The organism is Streptomyces sp. BPTC-684, assembly GCF_030028635.1.
GTDB lineage: Bacteria > Actinomycetota > Actinomycetes > Streptomycetales > Streptomycetaceae > Streptomyces > Streptomyces noboritoensis.
Genome location: NZ_CP124863.1, coordinates 274391 through 288399 on the forward strand (window position 1 = coordinate 274391; position 14009 = coordinate 288399).

The window sequence follows — 14009 nt, forward strand, 5'->3', positions numbered from 1 at the left end:
GCGTGACCGACTCGATCCCCACGACGGTGGACGTCGTACTGCCCTGCCTCGACGAGGCAGAGGCGCTGCCCTGGGTACTGGCCAGGATCCCCGAGGGCTGGCGGGCCGTCGTCGTCGACAACGGCTCGACGGACGGCTCGGCCGAGATCGCCCGCGCGCTCGGCGCGACCGTGGTGCACGAGGCCCGGCGCGGCTTCGGCGCGGCCTGCCACGCCGGGCTGCTCGCGGCCCGCGCCGAGTACGTCTGCTTCTGCGACTGCGACGGCTCGCTCGACCCGTCGCTCCTCGCGCCCTTCGTACGGGAGGTGGCCGCCGGTGGTGCCGACCTCGTCCTGGGGCGGCGCAGGCCCACCGCGCGCGGGGCCTGGCCACCGCACGCGCGCGCCGGGAACCTGGCCCTGTCCAGGATGCTGCGCCGCCGCACCGGGCTGCGCCTGCACGACCTGGGCCCGCTGCGGGCGGCCCGGCGCGCGCCGCTGCTCGCGCTCGGCGTCGCGGACCGGCGCAGCGGCTATCCGCTGGAGATGGTGGTGCGCGCGGCGGACGCCGGGTGGCGGGTGCGCGAGCACGACGTGCCGTATCTGCCGCGCACCGGCAAGTCGAAGGTGACCGGCACCTGGCGGGGCACCTGGCACGCCGTGCGGGACATGCGCGCGGTGCTGGCCCTGCCGCCGCTGTCCGCCACGGCGGCGGGTGTCCGGTGACGGCGCCGGTCACCCTCCTTGTGATCGCCAAGGCGCCGGTGCCCGGCCGGGTCAAGACGCGGCTGACCCCGCCGTACTCGCCCGAGCAGGCCGCGCGGATCGCCGAGGCGGCGCTCGCCGACACGCTGGACGCGGTGCTCGCCGCACCGGCCCGGCGCCGGGTCCTCGTCCTCGACGGGGCGCCCGGCCCGTGGCTCCCGCCGGGCATCGAGGTCGTCCCGCAGTGCGCGGGCGGCCTGGACGAACGGCTGGCGGCGGCCTTCGCGCTCGATCCGGGCCCGGCCCTGCTCATCGGCATGGACACCCCGCAGGTGGGCCCGGTCCTGCTGGCGCCGGCCTTGACCGGCTGGGGGCCCGGGGACGCGTGGTTCGGCCCGGCGGCCGACGGCGGCTTCTGGGCGCTCGGCCTGACCGCCCCCGACCCTTCGCTGCTGCTTGGGGTGCCGATGTCCGTCCCCGAGACGGGCGCGGTCCAGCGGCGGCGGCTCGTCGACGCGGGGCTCACCGTGCACGAGCTGGAGCCGCTGCGGGACGTCGACACCGCGGCCGACGTGCGCGAAGTGGCGGCGCTCGCGCCGGACGGCCGGTTCGCGCGGGCGGTGGCCGCTTGCGCGGGAAGCTCCGTCAAGGCGGTCGCCGGGGTGCGGGGCGCCGCGCGATGACCACGACCGCCGTGCCCGCCGCGCTCGCCTGGCGGGCCGATCCGTACACCGCCGCCCTGCGCAGCGGGCGCGGTCCGCTGTTCCTGCACCGCCAGGACGGGTGGCTGCTGCCGCTCGAAGTGGAGCGATGGTGCGCGGCGCCGGACCCGGCCGACCTGACCGTGCTGCGGCGGTGCCGGGGCGCCGTGCTCGACATCGGGTGCGGGCCCGGGCGCCTGGTGGTGGCGCTCGCCGCGCTCGGTACGGCCGCGCTCGGCGTCGACGTCAGCCCCGAGGCCGTCCGCCGCACCCAGCGCACGGGCGGCAGCGCGCTGTGCCGGTCGGTCTTCGACCCGCTGCCCGGCGAGGGCCGCTGGCACACCGCGCTCCTGCTCGACGGCAACGTCGGCATCGGCGGCGACCCGGCCGCCCTGCTGGAACGGGCGGCCCAACTGGTCGACCCCGACGGCCAGTTGCTCGTGGAGGCGGCGCCCTTCGACGTGGACGAGCGCGTGGAGGTGCGGGTGGCCGACGGCCGGGGCGCCTTCGGGGCGGGCTTTCCCTGGTCGCGCCTCGGCACCGCCGCGCTGCTGCGGTACGCGCACGCCACCGGCTGGCGGGCGGCCGAGCGGTGGACGGCCGCCGGGCGCCCGTTCGTCGCGCTGCGCCGGACGTGAGCGCGGGGCCGGGCCCGGACCCTGGGTGGGAGTCCGGGCCCGGCCCCTTTCACCGTGGGGGGATCAGCTGATGTTCAGCGCCGTGTCGTCGACGACGAACGACGTCTGCAGGCTGGAGTCCTCGGTGCCGTTGAACTTGAGGGTCACCGTCGACCCGGCGAGCGACGACAGGTCGAACGTCTTCAGCGCGTAGCCGGTGTTCTTGTTGAGGTTGGAGTAACTGGCCAGGGTGGTCGAGCCGGCCGTCACCGTCAGCTTGTCGTAGGCGGTGGAGGTGGTCGTCTCGCGGGTGTCGATGTGCAGGTAGTACGTCAGCGTGGCGCGGCAGCCCTGCGGGATGGTCACCGTCTGGGAGAGCGAGTCGGTGTGCGTCGACCCGTAGCCGTCCAGCCAGGCCTTCCAGGAGCCGGAGTGCGCGGCCTCGCTGCTGCTGCTGTCGATCACGCCCGCGGTGGCCGTCCAGGGCGCGGCCGAGCCGGTCTCGAAGCCGGGGTTGCCGAGCAGCTGGGCGGGCTGGCAGCCGCCGCCGGGCTGGGTGACGTTCCAGCTGAACGAGGTACTGCCGGTGGCCGCGGTGGTGTCCTTGGCTGTGACGGTCACGCTGGAGGTGCCCACGGCCGTCGGGGTGCCGGAGATCAGACCCGTCGAGGAGTTGATGGACAGACCCGCCGGGAGGCCCGTGGCGCTGTACGTCAGGCTCTGGCCGCTGTCCGAGTCGGTGGCCTTGATCTGGAGGGAGACCGCCGTGTTGATCTGGGTGCTCTGGTCGCCGGGGTTGGTCACGGTGACGGTGTTGCCCTGGCCGGTGCCGCCGGTGAACGCGGCGGTGCCGTTCGGGGTGCCGAGGCCGGTCGGGCCGTCGTAGCCGGTGCCCGCCTTGCAGAGGTAGGTGCCGCAGGAGCCGTTGGCGCCGGACGTCACGTCGTACAGCGACGCGGTGTGGGCGTACGGGTAGGAGGCCGGGTAGCTGCCCGCCGCCGGGGTGCCCGCCAGGGCGTAGACGCCCGCGATGATCGGCGCGGAGGCGCTGGTGCCGCCGTACACGTTCCAGCCGCTGGCCTGGTAACTGTCGTACACCGCGAGGCCGGTGGCCGGGTCGGCGACCGCGGAGACGTCGGCGACGGTCCGCTTGGCGCAGCCGGTGTCCTTCTGCCAGGAGGGCTTCGGGTCGTACGCGGAGCAGCCGGAGCCCGCGCCCTGGCCGCCGGAGCTGGTGCCCCAGACCGACTCGGACCAGCCGCGCGCGTTGCTCGCGCGGCTCAGCGAGGTGCCGCCGACCGAGGTCACGTACTGGGAGGCCGCCGGGTACTCGACGCCGTAGCCGCTGTCGCCGGAGGAGACGGTGATGGCGACGCCGGGGTGGTTGAAGTACGCGGCGTCGGAGGACGGGTCGGTGGAGTCCTCGCCGCCGCCGTAGCTGTTGGAGACGTACTTGGCGCCCATGGTGACCGCGCGGTTCACGGCCGCGCCCAGGTCCTCCATGGTGGGCTGGTTCGCCTCGACGAGCAGGATGTGGCAGGACGGGCACACCGCGCTGACCATGTCGACGTCGAGGGATATCTCACCGGCCCAGCCGGAGTCGGGCGTCGGGTAGTTGGTGCCGCCGTTCTGGTCCACCTTCTTGAAGCAGCCGTTGGCGGTGGTGCAGGCCGGCAGGCCGTACTGCGAACGGTAAGTGGCCAGGTCCGACTCGGCGTTGGGGTCGTCGTAGGCGTCGATGATCGCCACGGTGGCGCCGGAGCCGCCGGACGGCAGGGCGTAGGCGCTCTGCAGGTCGGAGGGGCCGTAGCCGGAGGGGGCTGCGTCCGGCACGACGCCGAGGCGGTGCTTCATGTCGGTACGGGCCAGGGCCAGGCAGGACATCCGGCCCGGCTGGGTGGCCTGCGCGCACAGCCGCTCGGTGGGGGCGGCGGACTGGGCGGTGGCGTCGTGCGCGGGGGCGGCGGAGACGGACGGGGCGGCTGCCAGGAGCCCGCCGATGGCGAGCGCCACCAGGGACACGAGTGCGGCGGCGGCCCTGCCGGTCGGTTTCCTGAGTCCCCGGGGTCTCCTCGCGTACGAGGGTTTCTTCGCGTACGGGGGTCTCTTCGCGTACATGGAACTGGCCTCCATGGGGGGTTGGCTCGCCGGGATGCGGACGAGCGGAAGGCGACCGCCAGTGGATCTGCATGGCGGGTGCATGACAAGATCGCCTCTGAGAAAGTGCCACCCTGCTGAGTGGTGGCACGGTTGAAGGTAGGACAGCCGCCGGGTGCCGACAACTCCGGTAGGGCAAAGCGAAAGGCAAGGATTCCCAGGATTCTTCTAGGGGTTCGGCTGGATCACACCGCACTGATCGCGTATACCGTGGTTGACCATGGAGCCGGAGCAGGAGTCGGTCAACAACCTCGTAGCCCTTGGGCTTTCGCGTTACGAGGCGCGCGTGTACCTCGCGCTGGTGCGGCGCGACTCCTATACGGCCGCCGAGGTCGCGCGGGAGGCCGAGGTGCCCCGCCAGCGGGTCTACGACGTGCTCGACGGCCTGGTCAGGGCGCAGCTGGCGGTCGCGCACCGGGGGCGGGTGGCCACGTTCGGGGCGGTGGCCCCGGAGCTCGCGCTGACTCGCCTGATGGCCCGTCAGAGAGAGTCCCTGGAACGGCTGGAACACGTCTCGACGGGGCTCGCGGCGGCGCTGCTTCCGCTGTGGGAGGCCGGGCGCTCGCACACCGACCCGCTCGACTACATCGAGGTGCTGCGCGACCCGAAGACGATCGCCGAGCGGTTCGCGGACATCCAGGACCAGGCGGACAGCGAGCTCCTCACGTTCTGCCGTCCGCCGTTCGTCGCGCCCGCCGCCAACCTCCCCGGGCTCAAGGCCGCGCGGCGACTGCGGCGGGGCGGGGGCACGGTGCGGGCGCTGTACACGTACGACGCGCTCCGCGACGAGGAGGTCCTGGAGAACGTCGCGCGCTTCGGCGAGGCGGGCGAGGAGGCGCGCTTCACCGAGGAACTCCCCCTCAAGCTGGTGATCGCGGACGCGTCACTGGTGCTGTGCGACATGCCGGATCCGGTGGCGGGGACCGGTGCGACGACCGCGCTGTACATCGAGCATGCGGCGCTGGCCGCGTGTTTGCGGTTGGCGTTTCTTTCGGTGTGGGAGGGGGCGGAGACGATTCAGCGCGTACGCGGTGGCGCGGCTTTGTAGGTGCGGTGCGGTGTTCGGCTGCGGACCATGGGTGGCTGGTCGCGCAGTTCCCCGCGCCCCTCTTTGGCCCGGGGTTCGTCTGCGGGCCGGTGGGGGCTTGTCGCGCCCACGCGGCGGAGCCGCACATGTCACAGCCCCGCGCCCCTAAAGGCGGCGGCGCCGTCGCCCGGCCTGTACGCGCCTGACGGCCAGAACCAGGCCCGCCCCCACCGCGACCACCCCCAGCAGCACCAGCCAGTTCCGCACGTAATTCAGCGGCAGCACCGTCGCGTTGTTCGACGGGCCCGGGCGCAGGATGTCCGGGAGGGCGATTGCCGTGAGGCAGCCTGCGGTCACCAGGGCCGCCCGGAGCGGGCCGCGCAACCCCGGGCGGGTCGCCGCAACCCCCACGCCCACCAGCAGCACCAGCGGTGCGATCAAGCCGTCGTGCAGCACGATCGACCCCACCAGCCACACCGCCACGTCCCACGGCGACTGCGCCCACACCAGCGACACCCCGAGGCCCATCAGGGCGACCCCGAGTGCGCCCACCACGTACCGGCCCGCCATCACCGCACCTCCAGTCGCGTGACCCACTTGGTCTGGAGCACCCCGGGCCGGTTGGGGGCGATGATGCGGGCCGGGTAGCCGTGGTCGGGGGTGAGGACCCGGCCGTTGAGGCGCAGGGCGAGGAGGGTGAGCGGGTCGCGCGCGTAGGTGCGGCCCATGTCCATCACGCGGTACGCGCCGTGCTGTTCGAGCGAGACGACCCGCAGCGCGGCCCCGGGCGCCCCGGCCCGCTCCGTCAGGTCCTTGATCCGTACGCCGGTCCAGTGCGCGTTCTTGCTCCACCCCTCGACGCACGCGATGGGCAGCTCCACCTCGTACTGGGGCAGCGCGGCCAGTTCGTCGAGCGTCAGCTCGTACGGGCGCGGCCCCACCACCGTCAGCCGCCACGCCGCCGTGTCCACCCGGGTCGTCCCCGCGGCCGCCGCCGTGCGGTTGACGGGCAGGCCGAGCGGGCCGTGGTCGGGGTGGCGCGGCGCAAGGAGGTCGACGTCCTTGAGCGGGGTGAAGGACTGGCCCACGGTCGTCACGGTGACCGCGCCCACCGCCACCGCGAGCCCGGTGAGCAGCGAGCGCCGGTCGGGCGCGTTCTCCGGCTCCTGCGGCAACGCGCGCGTGGCGGCCGAGCGCTGCCACCAGTACGCCTTGATGTCCGGCCACTTGACGGCCAGGTGCAGCAGCAGCGCGCCGGTGAGGAGCCAGCCGACCGCGAAGTGGACGGGGACGAAGCTGAACGGCCACGGGTACCACTGCACGGTGTTGAGCAGCCCGGTCAGCAGCTCGAAGACCGCGCCCGCGACGAGCACCGCCACCGAGAGCCGCTCAAGCGCGTGCCGTACGCCCTTGAGCGCGGGCCACACGAACAGCTTCGGGTAGACGGTCCACAGCTTGCCGAAGAGCAGCGGGATCGCGGCGATGCCCACCCCCACGTGCAGGCCCTGGTTCAGCCGGTACCCCCAGGTGGGGCGGGCGGGCAGCTCGTTCGCCAGCCAGCTCGGCGGGTGCTGGAGGTAGTGGCTCAGCACGCCGGTGACCATGCAGATGAGCATGGCCGCACCGAGCAGCCGGCCGATCGCCGTCGCGGTGCGCCGGTCGTGCAGCGCGCCCCGGAAGGACGGCAGCAGCGCCGACGGCGGCGGAGGGAGCGGGAGTCGTGACTTCATGTCTCCATGACATCCCCGGAAGGCCCTGAACAGGGCTCCTGACACCTTACGGTTCACGGACGTGTGGTGCGCTGGGCCGTCCGGGCGCCCGTCGGCCTGCGAATGTGGACGGGTGATCGCTCCGCGTACCGCCACCGCCCCGGCCGCCCCGCCGACCGCCGCACCGGGCGCCCTGCGCCGCACGGCCCCGACCGCCCTGCTGCTTGCCGCGCTGGCCGCCGTGCTCGTCCTGACGGTCGTCGAGGACGGCTACTACTTCCACCCGGGCACGCTCTCCTGGTGGTACCTGGCCTGCTGGCTGCTGTTCGCGGCGGCCGCGTGGTCGCTGCGCCGGGTCCCGGCCCGCCACCGGGCCGGTCTGGTCCTGGCGGGCGGGGTGCTGGTCGCCGCGACCGGCCTGGCGGCGCCGCCGACCACCAGCACGGACATGTTCCGCTACGCCTGGGACGGCCGGGTGCAGGCGGCCGGGATCTCGCCGTACGACCACACGCCCGCGGACCGGGAGCTGGCCGGGCTGCGCGACGACTGGCTGTTCCCCAGGGGCGCGGCGTGCGAGGGCCCCGACCGGGCCCGGTTCGGCGAGCCGGACCGCTGCACCCGCCTCAACCGCCCCAAGGTGCACACCATCTACCCACCGGTGGCCGAGGCCTACTTCCTCGGCGTCCACGGGTTGTCCCCCGCCGCCGCCCGCCACAAGCCGTTGCAGATCGGCGGCGCCGTGCTCGCCGTCGCCACCACGGGCGTCCTGGTGCTGGTCCTGCGGCGGCGCGGGGACGACGTGGGGCGGGCGGCGTACTGGGCGTGGTGCCCGGCGGTGCCGATCGAGGGGGTGAACAACGCTCACGTGGACGTGCTGGCGGTGCTGTTCGCGGTGGCCGGGCTCGGCGCGGTCGCGGTGCGCCGCCGGGCGGTCGGGGGCGTGCTGATCGGCGCCGGGATCGCGGCGAAGATGCTGCCCGCCGTGGTGCTGCCGGGCGCCCTCGCGGGCGTGCTCGCGGGGCGCCGCCCGGACTGGCGGCGCGCGGCCGGCGTCCTCGTCCCGGCCGCCGCCTGCGTGGCGCTCTCCTACCTCCCGTACGTCCTCGTCTCGCACGCGTCCGTCTTCGGCTATCTGGGCGGGTACGCGGAGGAGGAGGGGTACGACGACGCCTCCGCCCGCAGCCGGTACGGGCTGCTGCGCCTGGTGCTCCCGGACTCCTGGGCGCTGCCCGCGGCGCTTTCCCTGGTGGCGCTGGTCGTGCTGTACGTGCTGCGCCGGGGCGATCCGGAGCGCCCCTGGAGCGGCGCCCTGCTGGTGCTCGGCTGGGCGTTCTGCCTGATGACGCCCGGCTACTCGTGGTACGCACTGCTGCTCGTCGCGCTGGTGGCCCTGGACGGCCGCTGGGAGTGGCTGGCCGTCGCCGCGGCGGGAGCCGTCTGCTACGTGACGGCGTGGGCGATGCCGCACTCCTTCGACGTCGTCAGGACGAGTGCGTACGCGGTGGCGGCGGCGATCGCGCTGGCCGGGTGGGCAGTGCGGCGCCGGGCGTTGTCAGTGGCCCGGGTTAGTGTCTGAGGTATGACGACAACTGCCGCGATCGACACGGGAGTAGGGCCGATGCTGCGCGGCTGGCGCGAGCAGCGCAGGATCAGCCAGCTGGAGCTGGCCCTGCGCGCCGACTCGTCCGCGCGGCACATCAGTTTCATCGAGACCGGCAGGTCGCGCCCGAGCCAGGAGATGATCCTGCGCCTCGCGGAACACCTGGAGGTGCCGGTCCGCGAGCGCAACGCCCTGCTCCTGGCGGCCGGCTACGCCCCGCAGTACACGGAGACGTCCCTGGACGACCCGTCCATCAGCGCCCTGCGCGAGGCCATGGAGCGGCTGCTGCGGGGGTACGAGCCGTTCCCGGCGCTGATAGTCGACGGCACGTACACGGTCCTGGCGGCGAACCGGGGCATCGCGATGCTCCTCGAAGGCGTGCCCGAGCGGCTGCTGACTCCCCCGCTCAACGCGATGCGCCTGACCCTGCACCCGCAGGGCCTGGCGCCGCGCATCCGCAATCTGCGCCAGTGGCGCGGCCATCTGCTGGAACAGATGGAGCGCCAGATCGCCCTGATGCGCTCGGACGCGCTGCGCGAGCTGTACGAGGAGGTCGCGGCGCACCCCGTGCCCGAGGCGGGGGAGGACGACAGCCCCGACCCGGCCGCCTGCCCGCTCGCGCTCCCGCTGGTCGTCGAACACCGGGGCACGGTCCTGTCGTTCATATCGACGATCGCCACGTTCAACACACCGATGGACGTGACCGTCTCCGAGCTGGCCATCGAGACGTTCCTGCCGGCCGACCCGGAGACGTTCGCCTACCTCCAGTCGCTCACGCCGTAGGCGGTACGCGGTCGAGGAACCCGGCCACGGTGGCGACCCGGCCGTCCTCGGCGAGCGTGATCACATCGGACCCGGCGACCGGCGCGGACCCGTCCGCGACCGAGACCAGCTCCCAGCGGAACCGGGCCAGGTGGTGGTGCCCGTCGACGGCCCCGTCCAGACGGAACTCGAAGCCGGGGAACTGGGCGTGGGCCCCGCCGATCACCGCGGCTATGGCCTCGTAGCCGGTGACGTCGGCCAGCGGGTCGGTGTAGCTGCCGTCCGCGCTCCAGGCGGCCTCGACGGCCTTGGCGAGCTCCTCGGCCGAGCCGGTGGCGTTCCACGCCTCGAAGTAGCGGGCGACGGCGGTCTCGTAGCGGTTCTCGGACATGGAAATCAACCTCCGGAAAGGATCTGGATCAAGGACGAACACGGTGGACGAACACGGTGCTGGAACCCGGGCCCCGGCCGGAGTGCGCCGCCCGGAACCCGATGGCTCCACCTTGCCCGGCGGGGGTGGTGGGGGTCGATTACCAGCGAGGTAATGCCACGCCCGGACGGAGGCGCCCGTGGCCTTCGGTGCCGTGGCGGTCACCGGGCTGCGCCTCGACGTGTGGCGCGCGCCCACCGACAACGACGAGGGCGCGGCCCGGCAGCCCGATCTGCGGTACGCGCCGCGCCGGCGCGAGCTGGGGCCGCACCCGGACACGGCGGCCGCGTCGGCGGTGGGGCGGTGGCAGGCGGACGTCGACGACCTCCAGACGCCGTACGTCCGGCCGCAGGAGAACGGGGCCCGGGTGGACGTCCGTTGGGCCGAGGTCGGGGGCTGCGCATCGAGGGCGACCCGGAGTTCTGGTTCACCGCGCGGCGCTGGACGACCGAACAGCTCGACGCGGCCCGGCACTTGACCGACCTCGTCCCGGGCGACACGGTCCGGGTCACGCTGGACCACCGCCAGCACGGCATCGGCTCCCGGTCGTGCGGCCAGGGTCCGCTGCCACAGCACCAACTGCACGCGGAACCAGCCGAGTTCACCTTCACCTTCTCCGAACTCGCCGACTGAGCCGACCGAACCGACCCGCAGGGACGGACGAGAACGGCACGCGGGAGTCTCCGGGGCGCCTGCGGGCTGCCCGTCGCCCGGACCACTCCCGTCCCCCATCCAGCCGTATCACGTCACCCGAACGAGCTAACCGATCCGGAATCTCCCTCTAATCGGTTAATTACCCCTTTCGGGAACATGCCCATGACCACGGTCGGGGATACGTGACAGGCACACGACCGCCCGCCCCTGGAGCACCCGCGTGGAAACCGCAGGCGTCCGCCCGGCAGGAGACAAGGAAGTTCCATGGCCACCCTGTGCCGCCCCGCAGTAGCCGTACCCGACCATGTGATCACGCAGGAGGAGACGCTCGCGCTCGCCCGCGAGACGCACGCCGACCATCCCCAGCGGGACCTCGTCCTGCGCCTCATCCAGAACACCGGGGTCCGCACCCGCCACATCGTGCAGCCGATCGAGGCCACCCTGAAGCACCCCGGCTTCGAGGAGCGCAACCTGCTGTACGAGGCGGAGGCCAAGGCCCGGGTGCCCGGTGTCGTACGGCAGGCGCTGGCCCACGCCGAGGTGGAGCCCAAGGACATCGACCTGATCGTCTACGTGTCCTGCACCGGCTTCATGATGCCGTCGCTGACCGCCTGGCTGATCAACACGATGGGGTTCAGGACCGAGACCCGGCAGCTGCCGATCGCCCAGCTCGGGTGCGCCGCCGGAGGTGCGGCGATCAACCGCGCACACGACTTCTGCACGGCCTACCCGCGCTCCAACGTGCTGATCGTGTCCTGCGAATTCTGCTCGCTCTGCTACCAGCCGACCGACATCGGCGTCGGCTCGCTGCTCTCCAACGGTCTGTTCGGGGACGCGATCTCGGCGGCCGTGGTGCGCGGCGAGGGCGGCACCGGGATGCGGATCGAGCGCAACGGCTCGCACCTGGTGCCCAACACCGAGGACTGGATCTCGTACGCCGTGCGCGACACCGGGTTCCACTTCCTGCTCGACAAGCGCGTCCCGGGCACCATGGAGATGCTCGCGCCCGCGCTCAAGGCGCTGGTGGCGCAGCACAGTTGGGAGATCCCGCAGATGGACTTCTTCATCGTCCACGCGGGCGGGCCGCGCATCCTGGACGACCTGTGCCACTTCCTGGACCTGCCGCCGGAGATGTTCCGCTTCAGCCGGGCCACCCTCACCGAGCGCGGCAACATCGCCAGCTCCGTGGTCTTCGACGCGCTGGCCCGGCTCTTCGACGAGGGCGGCGCGGCGGACGGTGCGGGCGGGCTCATCGCGGGCTTCGGCCCCGGCATCACGGCCGAGACGGCGATCGGGCGATGGGCCAGGGCGGCCCCCATGTCGGCCGCCATGAGCAACTGAGCGCCCGGCCGACCGCGCTCAGTGCTCCGGGGGCGGCGTCTCGCGGGGGCAGGACGTCCCCTCGTCGGGCAGGACGCCGTCGAGCAGGAAGGCGTCCGCCTGGTCGCGGACGCACTGCGAGGCCGTGTACCCGCCGTGCCCCTCGCCCTCGTACGTGAGGACCACGCCCTTGCCCAGGTGGCGGGCGGTCTCCGCCGCCCACTGGTACGGGGTGGCGGGGTCGCCCTTGGTGCCGATGAGCAGGATGGGCGGCGCGCCGGTCTTGTCTATCCTGCGGATGTAGTCCGTACCGGCGGGCCAGCCCGTGCAGGAGATCGCCGCGCCCACCTGGTCCGGGCCGAACATCGGGGAGGCCTTGGCGAACTTCTTCTCCAACGAGGCGAGTTCGGCGGCCGGGTCCTTGGCGCGCTCCGGGTCGTCGGCGCAGTTGACCGCGAGGAGCGCCTCGCGGCTGTTGTCGTCGTCGGCGCGGTTGCCCTGCGCGTCCTCCCCCGCGAACTGCTTGTTGATCTCGTCGAGGACGGCCGGGTCCCCCTTGTCGTGGAGGGTGGCGATGCCCTGCGCGAGGGTCGGCCACAGCTGCTCGGCGTAGAGCGAGTTGGTGATCGCGGTACGCAGGTCGGCGGAGGTGAAGTCGGCGCCGGAGGCGGTCCTGGCGCTCTCGCGGTCGAGCCGGGCGACGGTCGCGTCCAGCGTGCTCGTCGCCTTGGAAGTGGTGGCGCCGAGCGGGCAGCCGGCGCCCTGGGCGGCGCAGTCGGCCAGGAAGGTGTCCAGGCCCTTCTGGAACGCGGTGGCCTGGGCGAGCGCCGACTCCGCCGCGTTCGCGGTCAGCGAGTCCACGGCGTCCAGGACCATCCGCCCGGTCCGCTTGGGGAACTGGGCCGCGTAGACCGCGCCGAGCCGGGTGCCGTAGGAGATGCCGAAGTAGTTCAGCTTCTTGTCGCCGAGCGCCTGGCGCAGTACGTCCAGGTCGCGCGAGGCGTTGATGGTGCCCACGTGCGGGAGCAGCTTGCCGGTGGTCTTGCGGCACTCCTCGGCCACCGACTTCAGCTCGTCGACGAGCTGCGCCCGGCCCTCGGCGTCGTCGGCCGTGGCGTTGTCCGAGGAGCTCTCGATGTCCTGCTCGGCCTTGGCGCCGCAGCGCACGGGAGCGCTGCGGCCCACTCCCCGGGGGTCGAAGCTCACCAGGTCGTACGCGGGGGCGAGCCGCGCGGTGTCCGCCGTGAAGCCGCCGAGGCCCTTGAGGCCGGACTCGCCGGGGCCGCCGAAGTTGAAGACCAGCGAGCCCTTGGGGGCGGTCGGGGAGGCCGCGCCGGTCGGGGACGCCGTGCCCGCCCCGGTGCCCGTGCCGGTGGGGCCCTCGCCGGACTCGGCCGCCCGTACACGGCCCACCGCCAGCGCGATCGTGCCGCCCTCGGGCCGGGCGTAGTCGATGGGCACGGTCAGCTCGGCGCACTCCATGCCCTTGGGCGCGTCCTGGACCGTGCAGCCGCCCCAGGTCAGGTGCTGGGTGTAGAAGCGGGTCAGATCGGGCTTGCGGCCGTCCGCCACGGCCGGGACCGCAAGGGCGAGCAGCGCCATCGCCGCACCGGCGGCGCCCGCTGTCGTACGTCCGCGCATGGCAGACCTTTCGGTCGGGGTGCCCCCGCAGCAAACGTAAGCCGCCGAACGGAGTACCGCACGACGGATCGCCCGCTGTCGTCACTCCCTGTGAGAACAGCAGGTCACCAGGGCGGCGGCCGGAGCCCGTCCACCGCCCTGCCGTGTCGCCCCCGGCTACTTGCCGTGCGGGTCCGCCGGGGCTCGGCGCTGCTCCTCTCCGGGTTCGGGGTCCTCGCGGTCGGGGGTCGCGGGGGCCGGGGGCCGGATCCGGGCGGCCTCGGCGCGCAGCATCGCGTTGAGCGCCGCGAAGGGGTCGATGGGCATGGCTGAACCACCTCGTCGTGCTGGTGAGTTGACGTACCGCTGAGCTCGCAGAGCACGGCACGCTCAGCAGCGCAGCACCACACAGCGCACGGCATCGAGGGAAGTCGGCCGCCCAGGGCCCGGGCCACGGGGCCCGCGTACGACGGGCCGGGGCGCCACCCGTACGGAACGGGCGTCCGGCGCAGGGCGGCTCGCGCGGGCCGACACCGGTGGCGCGGGTGCGGCCTCGTCCTGCTGCTCCTCGCCCACCGGGCCCGGCACCATCGAGGACACGGCCACCCGCTCCACGGCGGGCGGACCCGCCGCCTCCGCCCCCGGCGCCGCCCCGAGCAGCGCGGCCACCACGAGCAGCACCAGGACGGCGCGGCGCAGGGCGGCGAGGAGAACGGGCGGCATGGCTCA

At 73.6% G+C, this 14009-nt stretch carries 14 protein-coding genes and 1 pseudogene; 8 read left to right on the plus strand and 7 right to left on the minus strand.

The window, feature by feature from the left end; genetic code table 11:
* Window positions 1-2: 2 nt before the first annotated feature.
* The 3 genes from QIY60_RS01235 to QIY60_RS01245 are packed head-to-tail and all read left to right on the plus strand — an operon-like array spanning window position 3 to window position 2022.
* On the plus strand, window positions 3-704 hold the full coding sequence (locus QIY60_RS01235; protein WP_283140683.1) for a glycosyltransferase family 2 protein: 702 nt from the start codon (window positions 3-5) through the stop codon (window positions 702-704).
* The gene (locus tag QIY60_RS01240; protein WP_283140684.1) at window positions 701-1366 is read left to right on the plus strand and encodes a TIGR04282 family arsenosugar biosynthesis glycosyltransferase; all 666 of its coding nucleotides are present in this window, start codon (window positions 701-703) and stop codon (window positions 1364-1366) included. Before QIY60_RS01235 ends, QIY60_RS01240 begins: the two co-directional genes overlap by 4 nt.
* A complete protein-coding gene (locus tag QIY60_RS01245) occupies window positions 1363-2022 on the plus strand; it encodes a methyltransferase domain-containing protein (RefSeq protein ID WP_283140685.1) in 660 nt (219 codons plus the stop codon). Before QIY60_RS01240 ends, QIY60_RS01245 begins: the two co-directional genes overlap by 4 nt.
* A gap of 63 nt (window positions 2023-2085) precedes the next feature.
* Here QIY60_RS01245 and QIY60_RS01250 read toward each other — a convergent pair whose 3' ends face one another.
* On the minus strand, window positions 2086-4119 hold the full coding sequence (locus QIY60_RS01250; RefSeq protein WP_283140686.1) for a putative Ig domain-containing protein: 2034 nt from the start codon (window positions 4117-4119) through the stop codon (window positions 2086-2088).
* Between the two features lie 259 nt (window positions 4120-4378).
* Between QIY60_RS01250 and QIY60_RS01255 the strand changes: the two genes are divergently transcribed.
* Window positions 4379-5206, plus strand: a complete 828-nt coding sequence (locus QIY60_RS01255; protein WP_283140687.1) for a helix-turn-helix domain-containing protein — start codon at window positions 4379-4381, stop codon at window positions 5204-5206.
* Between the two features lie 144 nt (window positions 5207-5350).
* Here the strand turns inward: QIY60_RS01255 and QIY60_RS01260 are convergent, their stop codons facing one another.
* A complete protein-coding gene (locus QIY60_RS01260) occupies window positions 5351-5755 on the minus strand; it encodes a hypothetical protein (protein ID WP_283140688.1) in 405 nt (134 codons plus the stop codon).
* On the minus strand, window positions 5755-6915 hold the full coding sequence (locus tag QIY60_RS01265) for a molybdopterin-dependent oxidoreductase (RefSeq protein WP_283140689.1): 1161 nt from the start codon (window positions 6913-6915) through the stop codon (window positions 5755-5757). The genes QIY60_RS01260 and QIY60_RS01265 overlap by 1 nt, the downstream gene beginning before the upstream one ends.
* A gap of 112 nt (window positions 6916-7027) precedes the next feature.
* On the opposite strand from QIY60_RS01265, the gene QIY60_RS01270 reads away from it, so the two are divergent.
* Together QIY60_RS01270 and QIY60_RS01275 are read left to right on the plus strand one after the other, a co-directional pair.
* Window positions 7028-8470 (plus strand): glycosyltransferase family 87 protein, encoded by a 1443-nt coding sequence (locus QIY60_RS01270; RefSeq protein ID WP_349253891.1) that lies wholly within the window; start codon window positions 7028-7030, stop codon window positions 8468-8470.
* Between the two features lie 3 nt (window positions 8471-8473).
* A complete protein-coding gene (locus QIY60_RS01275; RefSeq protein WP_283140690.1) occupies window positions 8474-9277 on the plus strand; it encodes a helix-turn-helix transcriptional regulator in 804 nt (267 codons plus the stop codon).
* Here QIY60_RS01275 and QIY60_RS01280 read toward each other — a convergent pair.
* A complete protein-coding gene (locus tag QIY60_RS01280) occupies window positions 9267-9653 on the minus strand; it encodes a nuclear transport factor 2 family protein (protein WP_283145783.1) in 387 nt (128 codons plus the stop codon). The two genes, QIY60_RS01275 and QIY60_RS01280, sit on opposite strands and share 11 nt — an antisense overlap.
* Window positions 9654-9834: 181 nt before the next feature.
* Here QIY60_RS01280 and QIY60_RS01285 point away from each other — a divergent pair.
* Together QIY60_RS01285 and QIY60_RS01290 are read left to right on the plus strand one after the other, a co-directional pair.
* A pseudogene (locus QIY60_RS01285) lies at window positions 9835-10319 on the plus strand (hypothetical protein); the annotation flags it as partial.
* A gap of 285 nt (window positions 10320-10604) precedes the next feature.
* Entirely contained in the window at window positions 10605-11681 is a 1077-nt protein-coding gene (locus tag QIY60_RS01290) for a type III polyketide synthase (protein WP_283140691.1), read from the plus strand.
* An 18-nt stretch (window positions 11682-11699) separates the two neighbouring features.
* Here QIY60_RS01290 and QIY60_RS01295 read toward each other — a convergent pair whose 3' ends face one another.
* The 3 genes from QIY60_RS01295 to QIY60_RS01305 form a co-directional block, all read right to left on the minus strand.
* Entirely contained in the window at window positions 11700-13301 is a 1602-nt protein-coding gene (locus QIY60_RS01295; RefSeq protein ID WP_283140692.1) for an alpha/beta hydrolase, read from the minus strand.
* 156 nt (window positions 13302-13457) lie between these two features.
* Complete coding sequence (locus tag QIY60_RS01300; RefSeq protein WP_283140693.1) at window positions 13458-13607, minus strand: hypothetical protein; 150 nt, start codon at window positions 13605-13607, stop codon at window positions 13458-13460.
* Window positions 13608-13670: 63 nt separating this feature from the next.
* A complete protein-coding gene (locus QIY60_RS01305) occupies window positions 13671-14003 on the minus strand; it encodes a hypothetical protein (RefSeq protein ID WP_283140694.1) in 333 nt (110 codons plus the stop codon).
* Window positions 14004-14009 lie beyond the last annotated feature (6 nt).

Coding starts and splice junctions, on each gene's coding strand:
- QIY60_RS01305 (WP_283140694.1), bottom strand. CDS start 14,003: ATGCCGCCCGTTCTCCTCGCCGCCCTGCGCCGCGCCGTCCTGGTGCTG.
- QIY60_RS01265 (WP_283140689.1), bottom strand. CDS start 6,915: ATGAAGTCACGACTCCCGCTCCCTCCGCCGCCGTCGGCGCTGCTGCCG.
- QIY60_RS01260 (WP_283140688.1), bottom strand. CDS start 5,755: ATGGCGGGCCGGTACGTGGTGGGCGCACTCGGGGTCGCCCTGATGGGC.
- QIY60_RS01290 (WP_283140691.1), top strand. CDS start 10,605: ATGGCCACCCTGTGCCGCCCCGCAGTAGCCGTACCCGACCATGTGATC.
- QIY60_RS01295 (WP_283140692.1), bottom strand. CDS start 13,301: ATGCGCGGACGTACGACAGCGGGCGCCGCCGGTGCGGCGATGGCGCTG.
- QIY60_RS01300 (WP_283140693.1), bottom strand. CDS start 13,607: ATGCCCATCGACCCCTTCGCGGCGCTCAACGCGATGCTGCGCGCCGAG.
- QIY60_RS01275 (WP_283140690.1), top strand. CDS start 8,474: ATGACGACAACTGCCGCGATCGACACGGGAGTAGGGCCGATGCTGCGC.
- QIY60_RS01245 (WP_283140685.1), top strand. CDS start 1,363: ATGACCACGACCGCCGTGCCCGCCGCGCTCGCCTGGCGGGCCGATCCG.
- QIY60_RS01250 (WP_283140686.1), bottom strand. CDS start 4,119: ATGTACGCGAAGAGACCCCCGTACGCGAAGAAACCCTCGTACGCGAGG.
- QIY60_RS01255 (WP_283140687.1), top strand. CDS start 4,379: ATGGAGCCGGAGCAGGAGTCGGTCAACAACCTCGTAGCCCTTGGGCTT.